Annotated in this window: 21 protein-coding genes; 10 read left to right on the top strand and 11 right to left on the bottom strand. The window is 60.0% G+C overall.

Annotation, left to right across the window (positions count from 1 at the left end):
• Positions 1 to 55 precede the first annotated feature (55 nt).
• Complete coding sequence (locus BPHYT_RS20135; RefSeq protein WP_012425946.1) at positions 56 to 784, top strand: WecB/TagA/CpsF family glycosyltransferase; 729 nt, start codon at positions 56 to 58, stop codon at positions 782 to 784.
• Positions 785 to 980: 196 nt separating this feature from the next.
• Here BPHYT_RS20135 and BPHYT_RS20130 read toward each other — a convergent pair whose 3' ends face one another.
• Positions 981 to 2,276 carry an EAL domain-containing protein gene (locus BPHYT_RS20130; RefSeq protein WP_238535726.1) on the bottom strand — a complete coding sequence of 432 codons (1,296 nt, stop codon included), beginning with the start codon at positions 2,274 to 2,276 and terminating at the stop codon, positions 981 to 983.
• Between BPHYT_RS20130 and BPHYT_RS39675 the strand changes: the two genes are divergently transcribed.
• Positions 2,204 to 2,482, top strand: coding sequence for a transposase (locus tag BPHYT_RS39675; RefSeq protein WP_095211898.1), 279 nt, complete (start codon positions 2,204 to 2,206; stop codon positions 2,480 to 2,482). The two genes, BPHYT_RS20130 and BPHYT_RS39675, sit on opposite strands and share 73 nt — an antisense overlap.
• 92 nt (positions 2,483 to 2,574) lie before the next feature.
• On the opposite strand, the gene BPHYT_RS39150 is transcribed toward BPHYT_RS39675, so the two are convergent.
• The 7 genes from BPHYT_RS39150 to BPHYT_RS20095 all read right to left on the bottom strand — a co-directional run bounded on the left by BPHYT_RS39150 (position 2,575) and on the right by BPHYT_RS20095 (position 9,924).
• Positions 2,575 to 3,096 carry a COG4705 family protein gene (locus BPHYT_RS39150; RefSeq protein ID WP_167315790.1) on the bottom strand — a complete coding sequence of 174 codons (522 nt, stop codon included), beginning with the start codon at positions 3,094 to 3,096 and terminating at the stop codon, positions 2,575 to 2,577.
• 90 nt (positions 3,097 to 3,186) lie between these two features.
• A complete protein-coding gene (locus BPHYT_RS20120; RefSeq protein ID WP_012425943.1) occupies positions 3,187 to 4,311 on the bottom strand; it encodes a porin in 1,125 nt (374 codons plus the stop codon).
• Between the two features lie 182 nt (positions 4,312 to 4,493).
• Positions 4,494 to 5,192 (bottom strand): response regulator transcription factor, encoded by a 699-nt coding sequence (locus BPHYT_RS20115; protein WP_012425942.1) that lies wholly within the window; start codon positions 5,190 to 5,192, stop codon positions 4,494 to 4,496.
• A 25-nt stretch (positions 5,193 to 5,217) separates the two neighbouring features.
• Positions 5,218 to 6,600, bottom strand: coding sequence for a sensor histidine kinase (locus BPHYT_RS20110; RefSeq protein ID WP_012425941.1), 1,383 nt, complete (start codon positions 6,598 to 6,600; stop codon positions 5,218 to 5,220).
• A gap of 66 nt (positions 6,601 to 6,666) precedes the next feature.
• Positions 6,667 to 7,707, bottom strand: coding sequence for an ABC transporter substrate-binding protein (locus tag BPHYT_RS20105; RefSeq protein ID WP_041759424.1), 1,041 nt, complete (start codon positions 7,705 to 7,707; stop codon positions 6,667 to 6,669).
• Between the two features lie 155 nt (positions 7,708 to 7,862).
• On the bottom strand, positions 7,863 to 9,257 hold the full coding sequence (locus BPHYT_RS20100; protein ID WP_012425939.1) for a sensor histidine kinase: 1,395 nt from the start codon (positions 9,255 to 9,257) through the stop codon (positions 7,863 to 7,865).
• Complete coding sequence (locus tag BPHYT_RS20095) at positions 9,247 to 9,924, bottom strand: response regulator (RefSeq protein WP_012425938.1); 678 nt, start codon at positions 9,922 to 9,924, stop codon at positions 9,247 to 9,249. Before BPHYT_RS20095 ends, BPHYT_RS20100 begins: the two co-directional genes overlap by 11 nt.
• Positions 9,925 to 10,173: 249 nt before the next feature.
• On the opposite strand from BPHYT_RS20095, the gene BPHYT_RS20090 reads away from it, so the two are divergent.
• The 8 genes from BPHYT_RS20090 to BPHYT_RS20055 all read left to right on the top strand — a co-directional run bounded on the left by BPHYT_RS20090 (position 10,174) and on the right by BPHYT_RS20055 (position 17,201).
• Positions 10,174 to 11,193, top strand: coding sequence for an ABC transporter substrate-binding protein (locus BPHYT_RS20090; protein WP_012425937.1), 1,020 nt, complete (start codon positions 10,174 to 10,176; stop codon positions 11,191 to 11,193).
• 40 nt (positions 11,194 to 11,233) lie between these two features.
• The gene (locus BPHYT_RS20085) at positions 11,234 to 12,028 is read left to right on the top strand and encodes an ABC transporter ATP-binding protein (protein WP_012425936.1); all 795 of its coding nucleotides are present in this window, start codon (positions 11,234 to 11,236) and stop codon (positions 12,026 to 12,028) included.
• A gap of 16 nt (positions 12,029 to 12,044) precedes the next feature.
• Positions 12,045 to 12,908, top strand: coding sequence for an ABC transporter permease (locus tag BPHYT_RS20080; protein WP_012425935.1), 864 nt, complete (start codon positions 12,045 to 12,047; stop codon positions 12,906 to 12,908).
• Between the two features lie 456 nt (positions 12,909 to 13,364).
• Complete coding sequence (locus tag BPHYT_RS20075) at positions 13,365 to 13,631, top strand: hypothetical protein (RefSeq protein ID WP_012425934.1); 267 nt, start codon at positions 13,365 to 13,367, stop codon at positions 13,629 to 13,631.
• 335 nt (positions 13,632 to 13,966) lie between these two features.
• Complete coding sequence (locus BPHYT_RS20070; protein WP_012425933.1) at positions 13,967 to 15,400, top strand: tetratricopeptide repeat protein; 1,434 nt, start codon at positions 13,967 to 13,969, stop codon at positions 15,398 to 15,400.
• Positions 15,401 to 15,481: 81 nt separating this feature from the next.
• On the top strand, positions 15,482 to 15,964 hold the full coding sequence (locus BPHYT_RS20065; protein ID WP_012425932.1) for a glycoside hydrolase family 108 protein: 483 nt from the start codon (positions 15,482 to 15,484) through the stop codon (positions 15,962 to 15,964).
• Positions 15,964 to 16,656: a hypothetical protein gene (locus BPHYT_RS20060; RefSeq protein WP_012425931.1), complete on the top strand. Its 693-nt coding sequence runs from the start codon at positions 15,964 to 15,966 to the stop codon at positions 16,654 to 16,656. The genes BPHYT_RS20065 and BPHYT_RS20060 overlap by 1 nt, the downstream gene beginning before the upstream one ends.
• A gap of 227 nt (positions 16,657 to 16,883) precedes the next feature.
• Positions 16,884 to 17,201, top strand: a complete 318-nt coding sequence (locus BPHYT_RS20055) for a DUF4148 domain-containing protein (RefSeq protein WP_012425930.1) — start codon at positions 16,884 to 16,886, stop codon at positions 17,199 to 17,201.
• A gap of 342 nt (positions 17,202 to 17,543) precedes the next feature.
• Here the strand turns inward: BPHYT_RS20055 and BPHYT_RS20050 are convergent, their stop codons facing one another.
• The 3 genes from BPHYT_RS20050 to BPHYT_RS20040 all read right to left on the bottom strand — a co-directional run bounded on the left by BPHYT_RS20050 (position 17,544) and on the right by BPHYT_RS20040 (position 19,987).
• Positions 17,544 to 17,792 (bottom strand): hypothetical protein, encoded by a 249-nt coding sequence (locus BPHYT_RS20050; RefSeq protein WP_012425929.1) that lies wholly within the window; start codon positions 17,790 to 17,792, stop codon positions 17,544 to 17,546.
• A gap of 117 nt (positions 17,793 to 17,909) precedes the next feature.
• Complete coding sequence (locus BPHYT_RS20045) at positions 17,910 to 18,956, bottom strand: phytoene/squalene synthase family protein (protein ID WP_041759073.1); 1,047 nt, start codon at positions 18,954 to 18,956, stop codon at positions 17,910 to 17,912.
• Positions 18,957 to 19,102: 146 nt separating this feature from the next.
• Positions 19,103 to 19,987 (bottom strand): 4-hydroxyphenyl-beta-ketoacyl-CoA hydrolase, encoded by an 885-nt coding sequence (locus BPHYT_RS20040; RefSeq protein ID WP_012425927.1) that lies wholly within the window; start codon positions 19,985 to 19,987, stop codon positions 19,103 to 19,105.
• Positions 19,988 to 20,005 lie beyond the last annotated feature (18 nt).

The following is a 20,005-nucleotide window of genomic DNA, read 5'->3' as shown; positions in this document are numbered from 1 at the left end:
GATCAATTAATACTAGGGGAAGACAGTGAAACGAATCGAGCTATTTGGATGCCCGATGGACATTGCCACCATGCAGGAGACAGTAAACATCATTGGCGATCGCATTGAGGCCCGGCAGTTTACGCAGCACGTTGTGGTTAATGTTGCGAAGCTCGTCAACATGCAGACAGACAGCGTACTTTATTCATCGGTCCGTGCTTGCGACATTGTAAACATCGACGGCATGGGTGTAGTTTGGGGCGCACGCCTGCTGGGTCACGCCGTGCCGGAACGAGTAGCGGGAGTCGATCTCTTCGACCGTCTCTTGCAGATGGCGGCGGCACGCGAGCTGCCCGTATTCCTCCTTGGCGCAACTGATGAGGTGGTGGCACGGACTGCGGCGGTCGTGACGCTGCGACACCCCGAACTGAGAATCGCTGGCTACCATCACGGGTACTTCTGGGATGACGAAGAGGGTATGGTCGAGACGATTCGGAAATCTGGCGCCAAACTCCTCTTCGTCGCGATCACATCGCCGAAGAAAGAGAGCTTTATCAATCGATGGCAAGATCGTCTCGGCGTCGACTTCGTAATGGGTGTCGGCGGCACTTTCGACGTCGTCGCGGGCAAAGTACGCCGGGCTCCGCAGTGGATGCAACGGCACGGTCTGGAATGGGCTTACCGGGTCATTCAGGAGCCAAGGCGTATGTGGAAGCGCTATTTCGTCACCAACAACAGGTTCGCGGTGATGTTGTTGAGGGCACGACTCGCCTCCGCGTTCAAGCGGATGGCAGGCGAACACTGACACTCACCATGGAATGTGGCCGCAGCGCTCCTAGTGAGCGCTGTTTTAAACGCACCCGCAGATCGACTAAGTGGCAAGCCAATCTCTTCGAAGCGAAACCAAGGAGTGGTGCCGTCGGACAGCCACTTGTTTTGCAGACGCCACCGCGGCTAACCTTCTGGGCATCTAGAAGCAGTTCGTACCGTAACTCGGTCCGTCACGCCTCCCACCTTAGCTCCAACACCCGCGCCAACCCCACCTTCGGACGCCCGAACAACACCCCCTGCACGAGCGCTTCCGGCCATCGGCACAGCCACCGAAACTGTTCTTGTGTATCGACGCCGCTCACCACCACTCGCAGATCGAGCGCGTGCAGCAGGTCCATGATCGCGGTCATCACCGCGGCGCCACGCTTGTCGCCCGGAACTGCCGGCATCAACTCGCGCGCGACAACGACGGTGTCGACATCGAGCGACCCGAGCGAGGCCAGCGACGACGCGCCATTACCCCACTTGCCTATCGAAAGACCAATACCTGCTGCGCGAAGACCCTCGGTCAACGTACGCAAAGACAATAGCTTTGCTGCTTCTACGCTATCGGTAACTTCAATTTCAAGCAGAGACGCCGGCACGCCATACGAACCGGCCACTCGCACAAGTTCTTCTGCGAACGAATCGAGCAACGCCACTTGAGCGGGCACCGTAATCGCAATGGGCTGCAACGGCAACTTCGCGCGGAGAGCGTCGCGCAATTCACGGCAAACGCTGTCCACGACGAATGAAACCATCTCGCGCGCAACTATCGGATGGTCGAGCGGCATCATAAAAATGCCCGGCAACAGCAAGCCGTAATCCGGATGCATCCATCGAACTTGCGCTTCAAGGCGCGCCAATACGCCACTCGCGGCGCGATACGCGCCTTGAAACACAAGATGGAATTCGCCCGCATGCAGTCCATCGCAAACACGGCGTTCGAGTTCGCTCAGGCGCAAGGAAGCATCGCCGGAAGTCTCCGCGTCATTCTGCGCAACAAAGTCGACGCGTGAGTCCAACGCGTTTGCAAGCGATTTGGGTTGTGCATAGTCGAGCGTGTACATGGCGGACATGATATTCAAACCCCGCCAACGTATGCACATGTCATGCCATGTACACCGCTCAATGCATAAAGAGAGTGGATTAAAGATGAGAGAACCACGCCGCACGGGCATTCTCGATAAAAAGAATGAACCGCGCGGAGGCGCGAATTGCGTTGCCAAACGTTTGCGCGAATGCGAGCGTAACGTAGCATTCCACGTGACGTTACGCTGCTTCGCTCGCCACGCAATTGCGCGCGAAGACGTCCAGCAGGAAAATTTGACCGAGCGGAATAGATTGACTAGTATCAATGCCAACCGCAGCACGTAAAGACTACCAACACCCACACAGTACTCAGACCAGATCGATGCTAGAAATCCCGCTTTCAGACGCCGATTGGGCCCGCGTCCAAAGTCTTTTCCCCGTGCTTTCGTCAACACGCGGACGGCCTCGCCGCAGCGATCGCGACATCCTCAACGCGATACTCTGGCTGCAGCAACGAGAAGAAAAATGGCACAGACTTCCAGCGACTTTCCCGCCGCAGCAGACTTGCTATCTTCGGTACATGGCGTGGAAGAAGACGGGCGTGCTGGAACTGGTGAACGAGCGCCTTCCTCTGCATGACCCGGAGATTTCGAACGTTTGATTAATACGGTTTAATTCGTTCGAGTCCCGTAACGACGGGTAAGTGCCGCGCTTTCTAACGGCCCAACTCCACAATCACGCAGCATTCCCGCATCAGACTTTACCGCTCATGCGATCCATGACCGCCATGAGATCGGCGAGCGACTGTTTGCATTCCACTGCACTCGGCGCACTCGCACGCAACGCGCTCAGCGCGCGATCGATTGCTTTATCGACCTTATGCCAGTCCGCGCCGGCGCGCGGCTTCAGCGACGGCTCGGCGTCGTCCCACGCGAGTTCGAGGTTCTTGATGCGCGCCTTGCAGCCGGCGTAATAGATCGAACTCACCAGAACAATCAGCGTACCGAATGCAATCGCGCCGATGACAAAGCCAAGTCCCAGCGCTTCGGTTGCGAGATCGCCGGCCGCTGTGCGCGACGCGAACGCAGCAAACACCGCAGCCCAATAAAAAAGCTTTCTGCGTGTCGTATAAATGGTGTGAATGGAGAGCGTTCGTTCGCTGATATACCAGAGCGCGAAAACCAGAATGAGAGCCAGAGCGAATACGGCCGTGCCGGCGTAGAGACTGACACCGGGTTTGTCCGTTAGCGCGTCGGTGATCTGCGTGCCGACTATGCAATGGATAAGCTTAGGGAAGCCTTACGTGAGTTGCCTGCGGAAACGAAACCGCCGCACGACATCGGCGGCGGTTATCGGAAACAACCCTTAGAAACGCGTGCGAATGCCCGTCGTCAGTTCCAACTGGTTCTTCGCGCCAAACGTCGACGCGATGACATAGCCCCGGTGCAGCTTCATGTAGTCGCCGGCCACGTACACTTCCGTGCGCTTGGAAAAATGATAGAACACTGAGCCGTACAACGTTTCCTTATAGCCGCTGCCGGTTCCCGTATCCGGATTGAAGCCGAGGTTGGCATTGGCGATGCTGCCATTGTCGTCGAATGCGGCGTTCGAGGCATGCATCTGCTGATAGCCGATTTCGTAGTCGAGCGGCCCCTTCGGCGCCAGCCTGAAAGAGACCGTCCACGCATTGTCACGGCGTTCGCCCAGCGCACCTTGATCGCCGGAGTAATGGAAATAGCCGGCGTTCACGCGAAAGATGCTGTACGTGTAGTTGCCGCCAATCGAGTACGCCTTGTTGGTGAAGCCGTTGTTGTTCACGTGGTTGTAGAACGCGGACACGTTGAACGGACCGCCGTTATAGCCCAGCGCGCCGGTGTAGGTCGCGTTGTTGCCAAAGCTCGTCTTGTTGCCGAACGCGTATCCGGCCGCTGCAAAAAGCCCGTTGTAGAAGAGCTTCTTCCAGACGAGGCCGTTTTCGTAACGCGTGCCGGTCGCACTGCCCGCGTAGAAAATCATTTGTTTGAAGTTGTTGGTATTGGTCCAACCGCCTTCTTCCGTGTTCAGCGAAGCGCTGGTGTACGGGTCACCGTAAATCGCCGCGGCGTCGCGCGCCACCGTGTTCTGGAACCCGGCCGTGAACTTGCCGAACGTGTCGCTCTCCACGCCCACCCAGGCATCGCGGTCGAAGAGCTGACCGGGATCTTCCATCGCGCCGTCGCTCACGCGATATTCCGCTTCGAGCTTGAAGATCGCCCGGAGGCCGCCGCCCAGATCTTCCGCGCCTTTCATACCGAACCGGCTCCCGCTGAACCACGGCTCGCCGTTGATACCCATAGAAACTACATGCTTGCCGTCTGCATTAGCATTGGTCTGATAGGACACCGCGCTCAGATCCATCAAGCCGTAAAGCTGAACGTTCGATTGCGCATGAGCGCTCCCCATTGCCAATGCGCCAGCGCTTGCCACCAGCAACAACCTGGACTTTTTCATCGATGTCTCCTCCGAACCTGCTGCGTTGAATTGATCTGATTTCCACTTGAGTAGCAGAACCGAGGATAGTCAGACCAACCCTTCACGCCTCTTTCGCGGGCACGCGGCAAACGTCGGTGAAAACACTAAACGCAATGGGATTGACAACGTACGGTCAGGCGATTCGATTCGCCCTTGAGCCACTACAATGCGGCAGCAAACGCTTCGCGAGGCTCTGCTTCACGCAGGATGTAGCCGAGTCCGCGCAACGTCATGATCTTCGCGCTCGACGCCGCGAGATGTTTGCGCAGACGGTGGATATAGATATCGATTGCGTCCGCGCTGGGTTCGTCGTCGAGCGTGAAGACTTTGTCCATCAGCGTCGACTTGGAGACTGTCTTGCCCTGTTTCAGCATCAGCGTCTCGAGAATGGCATGTTCGCGGCGGCGCAATGGCAAAGGCTCGCTTTGCAGCATGAATTCACGCGAGTCGAACAGATAACGCAAGTCGCCGCACTCGATCGACTGGCCTTTGTCGCCGGCTGCCTGTCGGCGGATCAACGCTTTGATGCGCGCTACGAGTTCGCGTGCGTCGAAGGGCTTGACGACGTAGTCGTCGGCGCCGGCGGAGAAGCAGGCCACCTTGTCGTCGGTCGAGCCATTCGCGGTGAGCATCAGCACCGGCACATTGTCGCGTTTGCGGCGCAATCGCGCGAGCACGTCCTTGCCGCCGATGCCGGGCAAGCGCAAATCGAGCAACACTGCGTCGTAGCATTGCAGGCCAAGCAGCGTCTCGGCCTGTTCGCCGTTCTGTGCCCAGTCGATCACAAAGTGCTCCACCTGCATCAGGTTCATCACCCACCGCGCAAGGTCCGCATCGTCTTCTACGAGCAGCAGTTTCATCGCTCTTCCTTTGTTTAGTCGCGCATCATGTCGCGGCGGTCCAGATTCGCATTCCCACCGTGGCGACGAACCCAATACCATCCTCGCCGGATTCGAGCGTGACGGTACCGCCCTGCCGATGAGCAATCTCGCGCACAATCGGCAGGCCGAGGCCAGTGCCGTCTGCATGACTCGACGCGCGATAGAAGCGTTCGAACACTCGCGCCCGCGCATCGGGCTTGATACCCGGTCCATTGTCGATCACACGCACGATGGCGATGTCATTAAGACGGGTGGTCTGCACGGTGACGCGACCGCCAGCCTGGGTATAACGCAGCGCGTTGTCGACAAGATTGGTGACGAGCGCCGCGGTCAACGCCTCGTCGCCGGTCACGACCATTCCGTCTTCCAGTTCGGCACCCAGATCGATTTCACGAGACTGCGCGAATGCGATCAACTCCTCCAGCACACCCGCGATCAATGCACTGAGATCGACGCGTTCGCAGGCACTGACGGGCGCGGCGGACTCCGCCTGCGCGAGCAGCAGAAGTTTGTCGGTCAAGGTGGTCAACTTGCGGCTGCTCTTGTGCATGCCTGCCAACGCTTCGGCGAGCGGTGCGTCGCGGTTTTCCCGTTGCCTCGCAAACTGGATTTGCGCGACCAGCAGCGTGAGCGGCGTGCGCATCTGATGCGCGGCATCGGAAATGAATTGCCGCTGAGTCGCTGCCTGCTGACCCATCCGCGCGATGCACTGGTTGATTGCATCGACGATCGGTCTCAGTTCGACATGCAAGCGCGCCACACGTATTGGCTGTAGCTGCGACGGATTACGATCGGCGACGTCGTCTTTCACTTTCATCAGGGGACGCAGCTCGAATGTCAATCCGAGGTACACGAACACCATCGCGAGCACGAGCGTGAGAACCTCGCCGAATAGTTGCGGACGCAGCAGGCGCCACACCATCGCATCTCGCGAGCCCTCGGTTTTCGCAACCGCGACGATGACTTCTTCCGTGCGTCCGGTGTCGTAAAGCTGCCGGACGTAGGCGACTGCGCGCACGGCGCGGCCGTCCTCAAGACGGGTCATGTAGAGCGTTGGTTTGTCACCGGTTTGCGGCGGCAATGGCAACTCCAGACTGCCCTCCACAAGGCGGTGGCCGCTTGCCTCAACGCGATAGAACACGCTGTCCTGTTCCGGCGATTCGAACAGTTCAAGCGCAGCCGGCGGAATCTGGATCGAGACATTGCCGTTATCCCAATCGATATCCTCGCCGATGATGCGCATCGACGAGAGCAACGCATTGTCCTGCACGAGGTCCGCCGTGGTCTGCGCGTTGCGATACGAAATCACGCCGGAAATGGAAACGAACGCCGCCAGTGGCAGCAGTAGCCACCACAGCAAGCGTCCGCGCAAGCTGCCTGAGAACACGATGCGTCGTCCCTCTCTAAAAGATGCCGGCGTGCCTCGTCGAAAGAGAAGCGGCCGGCTTCCGTACTACGGTTTCACTTCATTGACGAACTGATTGGTGAAGGTTCTCGACAGATCGATATGACGACCCTTCACCGAAGGGTTGAAACCCGCCAGCACCTTGAGCACCGTTTCCGGCCCGTCGGCGGGCATCTTGCCGTCGGCGGTGAACATCGGCAGCGAGGCCTTCAACGCGCTCACATAAAGCGCCTCGTCATTGCCGATGTAGTCTTTCGGCATCTGCGCGGCGATCTCTTCGGCGCTATGTGTATTCAGATATCGCAACGTCTTCACCAATGCGCGCGCCAGTTTGGCCGCCTCTTGCGGGTGCGTGTCGAGCCACGCGCTCTGCACATACAGGCTTGAGGCCGGATAAGTTCCACCGAGCGCGGCGCGTGTACCTTCGACATTACGCATGTCCACCAGTACCCTGGCGTCGCCGGATTTCAGCAGTTGCGAGACAGTCGGCTCGGTAGTCATGCCCGCATCGATACGCCCTTGCCGGATCGCCGCGATAAAGCTGTTGTCCGCGCCCACCGGCAGCACCGTGTACTGTGAACGCGGCACGCCTTTGAGGCTGGCGAGGTACTGCGTGAGAAAGTTGGTCGAAGAACCGAGCCCCGTCACGCCGAGCGTTTTACCCTTCACGTCGGCCATGCTTCTGATCGAACCGGCCGCCCTGGCCGCGACCATCTCCACTTCGCCGGGCACCTGGCCAAACACGACGATCGCCTTGATTTCCTTACCCTTGGCTTGCAGATCGATCGCGTGATCGTAGAAGCCGACTACGGCCTGCACGCCGCCCGCGAGCAGTTCGTTTTCCGCATCGACGCCCGCCGGCTGCGATTGCAGTTCGACGTCGAGTCCTTCCGCCTTGAAGTACCCAAGCTGTTCGGTCAGGCGTGCGGGCAGATAGATGAGCTTGGTAATACCGCCCACCATGATGACGATTTTTTCGGGCGAGTCGGCCCGCGCGGGGGCAGCCGGCTGCGCGAGCAGGAAGATCGTGAGCGACGCCGCGACGGCGGCATGGAGGGCGCGCGCAACGCGCGTCACAGCATGAGGCATGGTGACGATGTCTCCGTTGTTTTTCCGCATTCGCGGTCGGCGCCTGAAGGATCGCCTGCAAAAATTCTAGGCGCGCGAATCCTTCTCAAAGCTTTCGCCAACGCCTTTGCGGTCCTGATCGCGGGTTTGTCCTGAGTCGCGATGAAACAGCGGCTTCAACCGGCCTTAAAACGCTCTGCCGCGGCTCGCGGAAACACCACGCTGATGTGGACGCCCTTGCCGCCATCGCCCGGCTTGAGCGCGATCTCGCCGTGATGGGCGTCCGCGATTTCACGCACGATGGCGAGGCCCAAGCCGGTGCCCTCCGTATCCGCCGACGCCCGGAAGAACGGCTCGAACACGCGGCCGCGCGACTCGGCCGGGATGCCGGGACCATCGTCCAGCACGCTCACGGTGACCGTATCGGCGTCGGCGCTCACGCCCACGGTGACGTGACCGCCGCTGCCCGTATAGCGGATCGCGTTCTCAGCGAGATTGGCAATCAACGCCTGCAATAGCCCGCGGTGCCCCGCCACCGGCGCGGCACCGTTCAGCTCGGCGCCGAGATCGATGTCTCTGGCCTGCGCGAGCAACGCGAGGTCCTCCACGACTTCCAATGCGAGCGGCACCAGGTCCACCGTTTCCACGGCGAGTTGTTTGTTGTCGGCGGCCTCGGCTTGCGCGAGCAGAAGCAGCTTGTTCGTGAGACCCACCATAGAGCGATTACTGCGATGCATGGCGGCCAGTGCTTCGTCGAGCGCCGGGTTCAAGCCGTCCTGTTGCCGCGCGAACTGCAATTGCGTGCCGAGCAAAGTGAGCGGCGTGCGCAACTGATGCGCGGCGTCGGCGATAAAGCGGCGTTGCGCTGCCACCTGCACGCCGAGCCGTGCGATGCATTGATTGATGGCTTCCACGATCGGCCGCAACTCGGTATGCAGACGCTCGACACGAATCGGCTCCAATTGCATCGGGTCGCGATCCGCGACCTCCTCTTTCACTTTCATCAGCGGCCGTAACTCGAACGTGAGGCCGATACACACCAACGCGACCGCCAACACGATCATCTCGATCTGCCGCACGAGTTGCGGTTGCCACAACTGCTGCGCCATGGCGTCACGCGAACGCACGGTTTTGCCGACCGTCACGCGCACGCGGCGCGTCGCACCGTTGTCGTACATGAGACGCACGAGGCCGACCGCCCGCACATCGTGGCCTTGCAAACGGGTGTCGTAGTGATCCGGCGTATCGGGTGTCTGCACCGGACGCGCCGGGAAATCGGGTATTCCGGCGAGCAGGCGTCCGTCGTCGACCTGCACGCTATAGAACACCTGATCGCGATAAGGCGACACGAATACTTCGAGCGCGGCGGGCGGCACATCCACGCGCAGGAAGCCGTCCACCCATTCCACTTCGCCCGCGATCATGCGCGCCGACGAAATCAACTGATTGTCCTGCACCAGATCCGCCGTGCGCCGCGCATTGTCGTATTCGGCCTTGCCGGTCACGAATACGTACAACGCGAGCGGCACCAGCAGCCACCACAACAGGCGCATGCGCAGACTATTGGTCATCTTCTTTCTTGCGCAGCAGATAACCGAGCCCGCGCAGCGTCACGATCGCCGCCGAACTGCCGTCGAGTTTCTTGCGCAGACGCGAAATGTAGATTTCGACGGCGTCTTCACTCGGCTCGTCGGCGAGCGTGAAGATCGCGTCGACCAGCGCCGGCTTCGTCACGGTTTTGCCCAGACGCAGGATCAACGTTTCGAGTACCGAGCGCTCGCGCGGCGTGACGTTCAGCGGCGCGCCCTTCAGCGTGAACTGCCGCGTGTCGATGTCGAACGTGAGATCGCCGCATACCACTTCACTCGCCTTGGAGGGCGACTGCCTGCGGATCGCCACCTTGATCCGCGCGATCAACTCGCGCACTTCGAACGGCTTGACCAGGTAATCGTCCGCGCCGGCGCCGAGCAACTCCACTTTTTCGTCGATCGAACCGCTCGCCGTCAGAATCAGCACCGGCGTCGCGTCGCCACGCTGACGCAGTCGCCGCAGCACGTTCTTGCCCGACAGCTTGGGCAGATTCAGGTCGAGCAGGATCACGTCGTAGTGATTGGTGCGCAGCAGCTGGTCGGCGGCGTCGCCGTCCTGCACGGTGTCGAGCGCGAACGCCTCCTGCTCCAGCATCTTCGCGAGCCAGTGCGCCAGCGTGGGGTTGTCTTCGATGAGCAGCAGCTTCATGGCGGGAACGGCAAAAGTCAGGCCGTCGATTGTGCCGTAAAACAAGGGCTTTGCGCGCGTGCCGTGTGGTGTGCGGGATACGTCGTGACGTTTTCGGCGGGGTCGCGGGAGCGTTGCGGGTTAACACCCATGATTTGGCCATCCCCCCGAAAGCTGCCAGAAGGTTTCCGATTTCTATAATCGCCGTCATTCACCCAGAAAGCGCCGCATGAAACACCCAGCGGCGACCAAACCTAAGGAGACTGCTTCATGCGTACCTTGCGCCAGATTGCCGCTGTGTCAGGTGTTGCGTTTACCCTTGCCGCCGCTTCGGCCGCCGCTCACGCGGAAAAGCTCACGATCATGGTGGGCGGCGCCACCAAGATCATCTATTTGCCCGCCAAGCTGACGGAGCAACTCGGCTACTTCAAGGACGAAGGCCTCGACGTCGAAATCCTCTCGCAGCCGGCCGGCGTCGATGCGGAAAACGAACTGCTCGCGGGAGCGGTGCAAGGCGTGGTGGGCTTCTACGACCACACCATCGACCTGCAAAGCAAGGGCAAGGAAGTCCAGGCGCTGGTGATCTTCGGCCAGGTGCCGGGTGAGGTCGAAATGGTCTCCACCAAGGCCGCGGATAGCTTCAAGAGCATGGCCGACTCGAAGGGCAAAACGCTCGGCGTGACCGGGCTCGGTTCGTCGACCAGCTTCCTCACGCAGTACCTCGCGCAACGTGCGGGCGTGCCGTCCACGCAATACACGCTGCTGCCGGTTGGCGCGGACAACAGCTTTATCGCGGCCATCAAGCAGAGCCGTATCGACGCGGGCATGACCACCGAGCCGACCGTCTCGCAGTTGCTGAAGACCGGCGACGCCAAGGTGCTGGTCGACATGCGCACGCTGGAAGGCACGCGCGCCGCGCTCGGCGGCACCTATCCGGCTTCGAGCTTCTACGTTCAGCGCGCGTGGGCGGAATCGCACAAGGACGACGCCGCGAAGCTCTCGCACGCTTTCGCAAAGACGCTGAACTTCATCGCGACGCATAGCGCCGAAGAGATCGCCGCGAAGATGCCGAAGGACTACTACGGCAACAACAAAGACCTGTACGTCGGCGCGCTGAAGGCGTCGCTGCCCATGTTCACGAAGGACGGCAAGATGCCCGCCGACGGCCCGGATACCGTGCTGAAAGTGCTGTCGGCGTTCAATCCTTCGGTGAAGGGTAAGCATATCGACCTCGCCAAGACGTACACCAACGACTACGTGTCGGCACCGGTCAAAACGGCCGCGAAGTAACGCCCTTATCACTATCACGAGAACAGCGAGGCCCCAGCCGATGAATCAACCTTTGTCACGCGATACGCCAGCGATCGAAATGCGCAACGTCTCGTGCCGTTTCATTTCTCCTGATGGCAAGGCGACCATTGCGTTACGCGACTTCAGCATGTCGGTGGCGCGCGGCGAATTCGTCGCAGTGGTCGGGCCCACGGGTTGCGGCAAATCCACCACGCTCAGCATGATTACCGGCTTGCTGAAGCCCACCACGGGCGAAGTGCGCGTGATGGGCGCGCCGGTAGACGGCATCGATCCGCGTATCGGTTTCGTATTTCAGGCCGACGCCGTGTTCCCGTGGCGTTCGGTGCTCGACAACGTGGCGGCGGGTCCGCTGTATCGCGGACGTTCCAAATCCGCCGCGTACGACGAGGCCAACGAATGGCTGCGCCGTGTGGGCCTCGACAAATTCGGCAAGCACTATCCGCATCAACTGTCCGGCGGCATGAGAAAGCGCGTGGCGCTCGCGCAGACCTTCATCAACAAGCCGGAAATCCTGCTGATGGACGAGCCGTTCTCGGCGCTCGACATGCAAACCCGCACGCTGATGCAGGACGAACTGCTGCAACTGTGGGGCGGCGCGGGCTCGGTGGTATTCGTCACGCACGATCTCGAAGAAGCGATTGCGCTCGCCGACCGTGTATTCGTGCTGACCGCACGCCCGGCGACGCTGAAGAAAGTGTACGAAATCGATCTGCCGCGTCCGCGGGTCACCTCGGAGATTCGCTACGAGCCGCGTTTCATCGAAATTTCGCGCGACATCTGGCACGACCTGCGCGAAGAAGTGCAGATCGGTTAATCAAGGAACGGCAAATATGTCTACTACCCCTCAACAGATGATGCCCTCGGGCATCGACGCCGCATCGCTCGCCCATGTCGAACGTGTAGCGCAAAAACGCATCCGGCAGCGTCACGCGCTAGTGATCTCGCTGCGTATCGTCGTGCTGGTGGTCGTACTCGGCGGGTGGGAACTGTCCGCGCGCCTGAAGTGGATCGACCCGTTCTTCTTCTCGATGCCGAGCGCGATTTTCGACCAGATCATCGACTGGTTCGTGAACGGCACCTCGCAAGGTCCGCTGCTGACGCAAGTGTGGGTCACGCTCGAAGAAACCGGGCTCGGCTTCATTATCGGTTCGGTCGCCGGTGTGTTCTGCGGCATCGTGCTCGGGCGCAACAAGCTGCTCTCCGACGTCTTCAGTCTCTACATCAAAATCGCCAACTCGATTCCGCGTGTGGTGCTCGGTTCGGTGTTCGTGATTGCGCTGGGTTTGGGCATGGCGTCGAAGGTGGCGCTGGCGGTGGTGATGGTGTTCTTCGTCGTGTTCGCTAACGCTTTCCAGGGCGTGCGTGAAGCCGATCGCTTCATGATCGCGAATGCGCAGATTCTCGGCGCGTCGCGCCGTCAGGTGACAACCTCGGTGGTGATCCCGTCGGCATTGAGCTGGATTCTCGCGAGCTTGCACGTGAGCTTCGGATTCGCGCTGGTCGGTGCGGTGGTGGGCGAGTTCCTCGGCTCAAAGCAAGGTATCGGACTGTTGATCTCGACTGCGCAAGGCGCGTTTAACGCAAGCGGGGTGTTCGCCGCGATGATTGTGTTGGCCGTCGTCGCACTGGCAGCGGACTATCTGTTGACCGCGGTCGAACAGCGGCTGTTGAAGTGGCGGCCGACTGCGGTTTGAGCAAGCTCCATTAGCCGCGTAGCAGGTCACGTTGAAAAGAATGCCGTTCAGTCACAGACTGAACGGCATTTTCTTTTTCGGCCAAATGAAAGACACCAGTAAGGCCAAATTAACCCGGTTGGATTTTTTTAAACAACGAGCCCTCCGCGCATTCAGGATGGCTGATTAACACTTGAATTTGAATGCGACCCGTCCGTCTCCTTGACATGGTGGAGGCAAGTCCGACTCTCTGAATCGTCGCCGAACAATAAAGCCTCAGCGCGCACCTTTCCTTGCAATACGAAGTATTTCGATAACGCACCTCTCTGGTGCGCTGCGCGGAATTCGACAAGGAAGCCGGTGATTGTCTCCGCCCTGTGTCCCGCCTGATTGTCCGCATTTCTCGCGTGCAATCCTGGCGGAACTTCCGCAATGTGGTGCCGCGAGGGCGGCGCCAGGAGTTTGAAGGAGAGGGACATGAAGAAGGCTCTGATCATCGCAGGCGGATTGCTTTGCGCGTTCACATGGCAAGCGCACGCTCAGGACGCTGCCACGGAGAGTACGGCGCAAGCTCAGCCGGCAGCGGCCGACGCGGTGGGCGGCCAACCCTCCACAACATCGATGTCCGGCGGCCCGTTAAAAGCACAAGGACTCACGCGCGCGGACGTCTACCAGCAGCTCGTCCAATCGCAGAAAAGCGGCGAATCAGCGCGCTTGCAAGAGCTATTCAAGGGAGGCAACTGAACTGCGCCGTGGCACGGAAGCCGGCGCGTAGTCGAATAATTCTCTGCCGGTTTTTGTTGCATGCATGACGCCGTATTTGTCCCGTCGCCCGACAGGACAGATACGGTGTCCGATCGAAACACCTCATTTCCCGCCTTCTCCCCGCCGCCTGTCTCCCGCCGGCAAACTCACGCGCAACATTCGTTGGCCTCCACGCAACACAATTGCGCACTTGCCTGTACCGCAGTTCCCTACACGCCCGTCGTATAAGGCACTGTGCGCAATGGCACGGTCGATGCGTAATAGACGTCACCCAGTCGTGCTCTTACCAACATCCGTTGAAATCGAGGTGCGTCATGTCGAGTGTGCAGAGCCAACGTCGGCCAGTGAATTGGCAAAGCCGGCCTTTTTGCGCGGATGCCCGTTCAAAGCGTCGTATGGCAAAGCGCGACTTCCCGGCGGGATTCGTGCCGTTCGGGTTGCAGACCGCCGGCTTCATCGTACGAGGCCCGAAACAATTGTGGCCGTATGTTTTGCCGTGGGTGTTCGCGGTGCTCACCATAGGTTTTTTCTGCCTCGTCGTGCGCGGCGTACTCACGCGGCAATTGCTGGTGCCGCCCGTCGAAACGCCGCAGTCGCTGGTGGAACGCGGTTATACATCGAATTTTCTCGCGGAACGCATCATGTCTTCTATGCGAGCGATCGGTCAGGACGCCGAGTCGATTCCGCACGACACCCTGACGGACAACGACGCACAACCGGACATTCAGATCCCCGGTCAGGAGATGTCGTATGCAACCACCGTGCGCTTCATTAAAGGCGTCATCAAACGCACGGACGTGGCCGTTCATGTCGGCATCACGAAGGTTAACGACAGCGCGGACTCCTATGTGGCGCATGTGCAGATTGAAGGCGGTCCGTTTAATTCCCGCGAAAGCACGGTGTCGTTCGAAGGACGCGATCTGGAAAAGTTCGTGCACGACATTGCAGTCAAAGCCATGCGTCTTGCGGAGCCGAATATTCTCGCCAGTCATCTCTACTCGCAAGTGCAGAAAACCAAGTGTTCCCTCGCGCACTGCGACTACGGCGAGATCGTCGCGATCTACGACGAAGTGCTCGCACTGCCCGCCTCTGAGCAAGGCGAATGGGCGCTCGCCGGCAAAGCGTGGCTGCTTGCCAATCAGGGGCTGTCCAAAGAGGCCGAGCAGCAGACTCGCGAAGCGTTGACCGTGTACCAGCATTCAGCGGTGCTGCACGCAAGCCTTGGCATTGCACTCGAACAGCAGCATCGCATCGACGACGCACTCGATGCCTTGCGAGCCGGCGCACGCGAGAAATCGAAGACGGCGGAAAATCTGCGTCTTCTCGGCGACGTGCTATTGCATGCGAATCGCTATTCCGAAGCGCTCGATGCATTCAAGCAGGCCGACAAGATGAAGCCCGACTCGGTCGACAACCTGCACGATTGGGGCGAAGCGCTCGTCACCGTCGGCCGCTATGACGAAGCAATCGAAAAGCTCTCGCGCGCCGTCGCGCTACGCCCGGATCTCGCGCCCTCTTACGCGGAATGGGGCCGGGCACTGGATCGCAAAGGCGATCGGTCCGGCGCCTCGCGCAAATTCGCTCAGGCGTTGCAACTCGATGCGGGGACTTTGTCGGTGCGCGAGAGTCATCTGGCGCGGCTTGCCAGAGCGGCGCAGGGAGGCAACCGCCCAGACGCGTCGAAGCCCGATGACGGAGTCAGGCCCGTTTCGAATCCACCCGCCCCGCTTGCGTTGCAAACCGCGTAACGAATACCGGCCGTGCAGATAGCTTAGTCCCGCAGCACTTACCCGTTGCAGTAATACACCTGGTTGAAGAGGAGATGTTCGATGGACAATTTCGAAGATGCGTTCAGAGCTCTGATTGGCAGTGAAGGCGGTTACTCCTTCAATCCGCACGACCCTGGCGGTGAAACCATGTGGGGAGTCACGGCGCGCGTGGCACGCAGCGCGGGCTATGCCGGCGCCATGAAAGACCTGCCGCTGGATACCGCCAGACAGATCGCCAAACAGAAGTACTGGGACCCGCTGCATCTGGACGAACTCGACCCGCGCGTTGCCTTCCAGATCTTTGACGCCAATTACAACGGCGGCCTGGTGGTGTTGTGGATGCAAAAAGCTTCCGGTGCGAAAGAAGACGGCAAGTTCGGCCCGGACACACTCGATGCGGTGAAAAATGCGGACGCGCTGAAGTTTGTCATGCGCTTCGCCGCCTATCGCTTGCGTTACCTGCGCAACCTGCACGCATGGCCCAATTTCAGCCGTGGATGGACCGAAAGAATGGCCGCTAATCTTCTCCTGGGAGCAGCATGATGGACTGGTCTAAAGTAGCCTCGAACATCGGCAGCAGCGCACCGCTTCTCGCCGGCCTCGTGGGTGGTCCGATCGGCGTGGGCGTGACCGCCGCCGCCGCGATCATTTCGCATGCGCTCGGCACGCCGAGCGATCCGGGCGTCGTGGAACTTGCGTTGAACGATCCCAGCGCACTCGAGAAGGTGCGGCAAGCCGAGAGTGCGAACTCGTTGCAGTTGCAACAGTTGATGGTCACGGCCGCCCAGGCGAGCCTCGCGCATGAAAGCGATATGGCGCGCATCCAGGCCGCCGATCGGGCCGACGCGCGCGCAATGGGAATCAGCAATAAGGACTGGGTGCCCAAAGTCCTTGCGATGGCGGTCACCGCCGGCTTCTTCGGCATTCTGCTGCTCATGGCCTTCCAGCCGCTGCCGGGCACGAACAAGGATCTCGTCAACGTGATCGTCGGTGCTTTGGGTACGGCGTGGATCAGCATCATCGGCTATTACTTCGGCACGTCGGTGGGATCGATGCGAAAGACCGAACTGCTCGCCAAGCCCAGCGTGCCCATCACCCCGGACAGCGCGCTCACGCTACGCGAGCCAGCCACCGCTTCAGCGGCGCGGCCACAAGCGGCGCAGGCTCCGTCGCACAGCGAGGCATTCCAGCAATTTACACCGGGTGGACAAGGTCCGATTTTCTCGGGCAGTTGATGACGATTCGTTCACTGACGAGACGCAACACGCGACGAGACAACGGCTCGACGCGTGCTGCGCCGCGCGTATCTCGCCTCCGGAATCCGTTGTTTGTCTCAAATTCGGCAACAAACATTACCTTAAACGGTGGTTACTCTCTCCAGGTCGCAAAACTACAATGCAATCACTGAATACGAACAACAACGTTCGTAGCAAGATAAAAACCGAATTGGAGGTAGTTCATCATGAAATCGCTCATTCAAGCTGTTGTTATCGCTGCTGTGCTGGCCGCTCCTGTTGCTTCGTTTGCGCAGTCCAACCAGCCCGTGACCCGCGCCCAAGTGCGCGCCGAACTGATTCAACTCGAAAAAGCAGGCTATCAACCCGGCCTCGCCGATCCGTACTACCCAGCTGACATTCAGGCCGCACAAGCTCGCGTCGCTCGTGAAAACGGCACCGCACAGGCAGCGGAAAGTGGTTACGGTGGCACGGTGAGCGGCGCTTCTCAAGCAGGCCGCCCGGTTCCTGCGAATGGTCCGCAGTCGGTTTATTTCGGTCACTAAGCACTAGCCGCGCGGTAATCAGCGCGTAACCGGACCGTAACTAGTTGTCCGGCGAGTTGAGCAAGCACGAATTCTTCTTGTGCGACGATCAACCGCCTGCGCATCAGTAACCGGTGCGCGATGATTCAAAGCAAACTGGCCCGCGACCGGTATCTCTCCGATCGCGGGCCAGTTGTCCATTGGTTACCTCCGTCATCGGGCTCCCGATGGCTTCGCCTGGACCCTCAACGGTCCGGGCGCTTTTTATTGGCGCCGCCGTTCTGCAACGCCTTTGTCAGCATCGGAACGGGGCCCGCATTGGCAGACCAAGGCCGATTTCAGATAATGGGCCGGCGACGCGCGTCAGTCTCGCGCGATGAGATCGCCCACTTGACCGCGCCCGGTGACGAGACAGCTCGATAGAAAATTCTCGCCTTGGCTGCTTGCCCCGATGTCTCCGAAGCCTTTTTTCAGCGCGTTCGATTTGACCATCTCCGCGCCCTGGTGACACGTTATTGTCCCCATCTCGCCCGCTTGCGCGCGCATCAGCGCTCTATCTGCCATCAGATAGCCGAGCAACAGCACTACGGCAATATTGAACGCTTGTCTCATGGTTCGCCTCCTCTTTGGAAGAGACTAACGCGAACCAGGAATACACGGTCCTAGGGGTTTCCCGATCGATGGCTATTCCATGATGCAGATTAAATCAGCTCTGCTTGCTCGTGACGCTCAAAGGCGGGCTTCGATTTGCCTGATTCGCTGTTCAATGGCGTTGCGCACCAGTCCATTCGAAGGCACCAGCAACAGCGACGACGCGATGATCTGATACACCCTATTACGCCGCACTTTCGACACTTTCTGCGGATCGAGCCAGGCAGCGTTGTCCACGAGCAGGAGCAGCGTCTCCAGACCAATCAGAATCGGCCACAAACAGGCGAGCCGCAAACGCACGGAGAACGCAGGAATCGCCAACGTGTAATCGAGGGCGTCACGGAAATGATCGAGGGTCGTGCGCAAAAGCTCGAGCATCAGCGGCCGGGCACGCACCGAATTAGCCGGCACCAACAAATCCTGCACGCTTAGACCATATCGGTCGAGCAAGGTCTGCGGCAGATAACAGCGGCCGATCCGCAGATCCTTGCCGCAATCGCGCAGCACGTTGGTCATCTGCAGCGCCTTGCCGAAGCGCACGCCGCGCCGTGCCATCGTCTCGGGCCGCTCCTTCAGCGTGCCGGGCATGTGCGCGTAGGTCATCGTGGTCCAGAATTCGCCGACGCAGCCCGCCACGAGGTACGTGTAGCGGTCGAGTTCGTCGTATTCGCGTAGCGCCGCGATCTGACCGGAACGTTCGTCGGGGAAGGTGCGAAGATCGAACTCCATGCCTTCGGTCAGCGTCGAAACGATCTCGCGGACAGCCTTACGATCCGATTCGCTCAGTTGCGACAACACATCGAGCGCGGGGCCGAGCGATTCGAGCAGCACTTTCTCGTCCGACTGGTCCTGCTGCCCCGCCACTTCCGCGGCCATGCGCTGGAATAGCGCCACGTCGTCTGTTGCGCCGTTCACCTGAGCGCGCAGTGACAGCAGCAAGGCAAGGCGTTGTTCCGGCGAGATCAGCGAGGTGTCGGCGATCGTGTCGGCCGCGCGCGCCAGCAGGTAAGCGAGTCCGATCGGATCGCGCATCCCGACGGGCAGCACGCGCAGGGTGAGATAGAAGGAGCGTGAAACGCCTTTCAGGAGCGGGCCGAGAAGGAAGGCCCGGGTCGGATTCGGCATGGATGGGATCAGGTCGGAGTTGTGCAGGAAGCGGGCAAAAAACGGGCAAAAAATCAGGCGCTGCCGAATTGTATACGGCGAAGCGCCTCTGCCGTGCGCGGCGGACCTGTCCCGCCCCATCAGCCCTACCACCACTCCCGCGCCGCTCAAGCAGCTTGTTGAAGTCCCAGCAGGCCGATGGCGTTCTGCTTGAGAATCAATGGCTGCACCTCTTCCCTGAAACCAACTTGCGCGAAATCCTCCAGCCAGCGGTCCGGTTGAATCAGCGGAAAATCCGAACCGAACAGCATCTTGCGCTTCAGCACCGTGTTGGCGTAGCGAATCAACTCGGGCGAGAAATACTTCGGCGACCAGCCGGACAAGTCGATATAGACATTGGGCTTATGCAAGGCGATCGATAACGCCTGCTCCTGCCACGGCCACGACGGATGCGCGATCACGATGTTCATGTCGGGGAAATCCGCCGCGACGTCGTCGAGATGAATCGGCTCCGAGTACTTCAGGCGCAGCCCGCCGCCGCCTCGCATGCCCGATCCCATGCCGGAATGGCCGCTATGAAAAACCGCCGTGAGCCGATGTTCGGCGATCAGCTCGTACAGCGGATACGCCAGCCGGTCGTTGGCAAAAAAGGCCTGCATCGTGGGATGAAACTTGAAACCACGCACACCGTATTCTTCGATCAGCTTACGCGCTTCGCGCACCCCCATCTTGCCCTTGTGCGGATCGATGCTGGCAAAAGCGATCATGATGTCGCTGTTTTTCTGCGCGAATTCGGCAATCTCCTCGTTCGGAATGCGGCGCCGCCCGAGGTTCGCTTCGCAATCCACGGTGAACATCACAAAGCCGATCTTGCGCACGCGGTAGTGTTCGATGGTTTCGGGAATCGTCGGCCGCCGGCCGAGTTTCAGCACGGTGCCGAAGTACTTGTCGGCGGCATCGTCGAATTCCTTGCCAAACAGATCCGGCGGCTGGCAGCACGAAACCTCCGCGTGCACGTGAGTGTCGATTGCGACGAGTTGATCGAGATTCATCTACCGTTCCGTGTTTGA

It is taken from the genome of Paraburkholderia phytofirmans PsJN, assembly GCF_000020125.1.
Lineage (GTDB): Bacteria > Pseudomonadota > Gammaproteobacteria > Burkholderiales > Burkholderiaceae > Paraburkholderia > Paraburkholderia phytofirmans.
The sequence above is the reverse complement of the archived record's forward strand: the minus strand, read 5'-3'. Positions and strand labels throughout refer to the sequence as shown.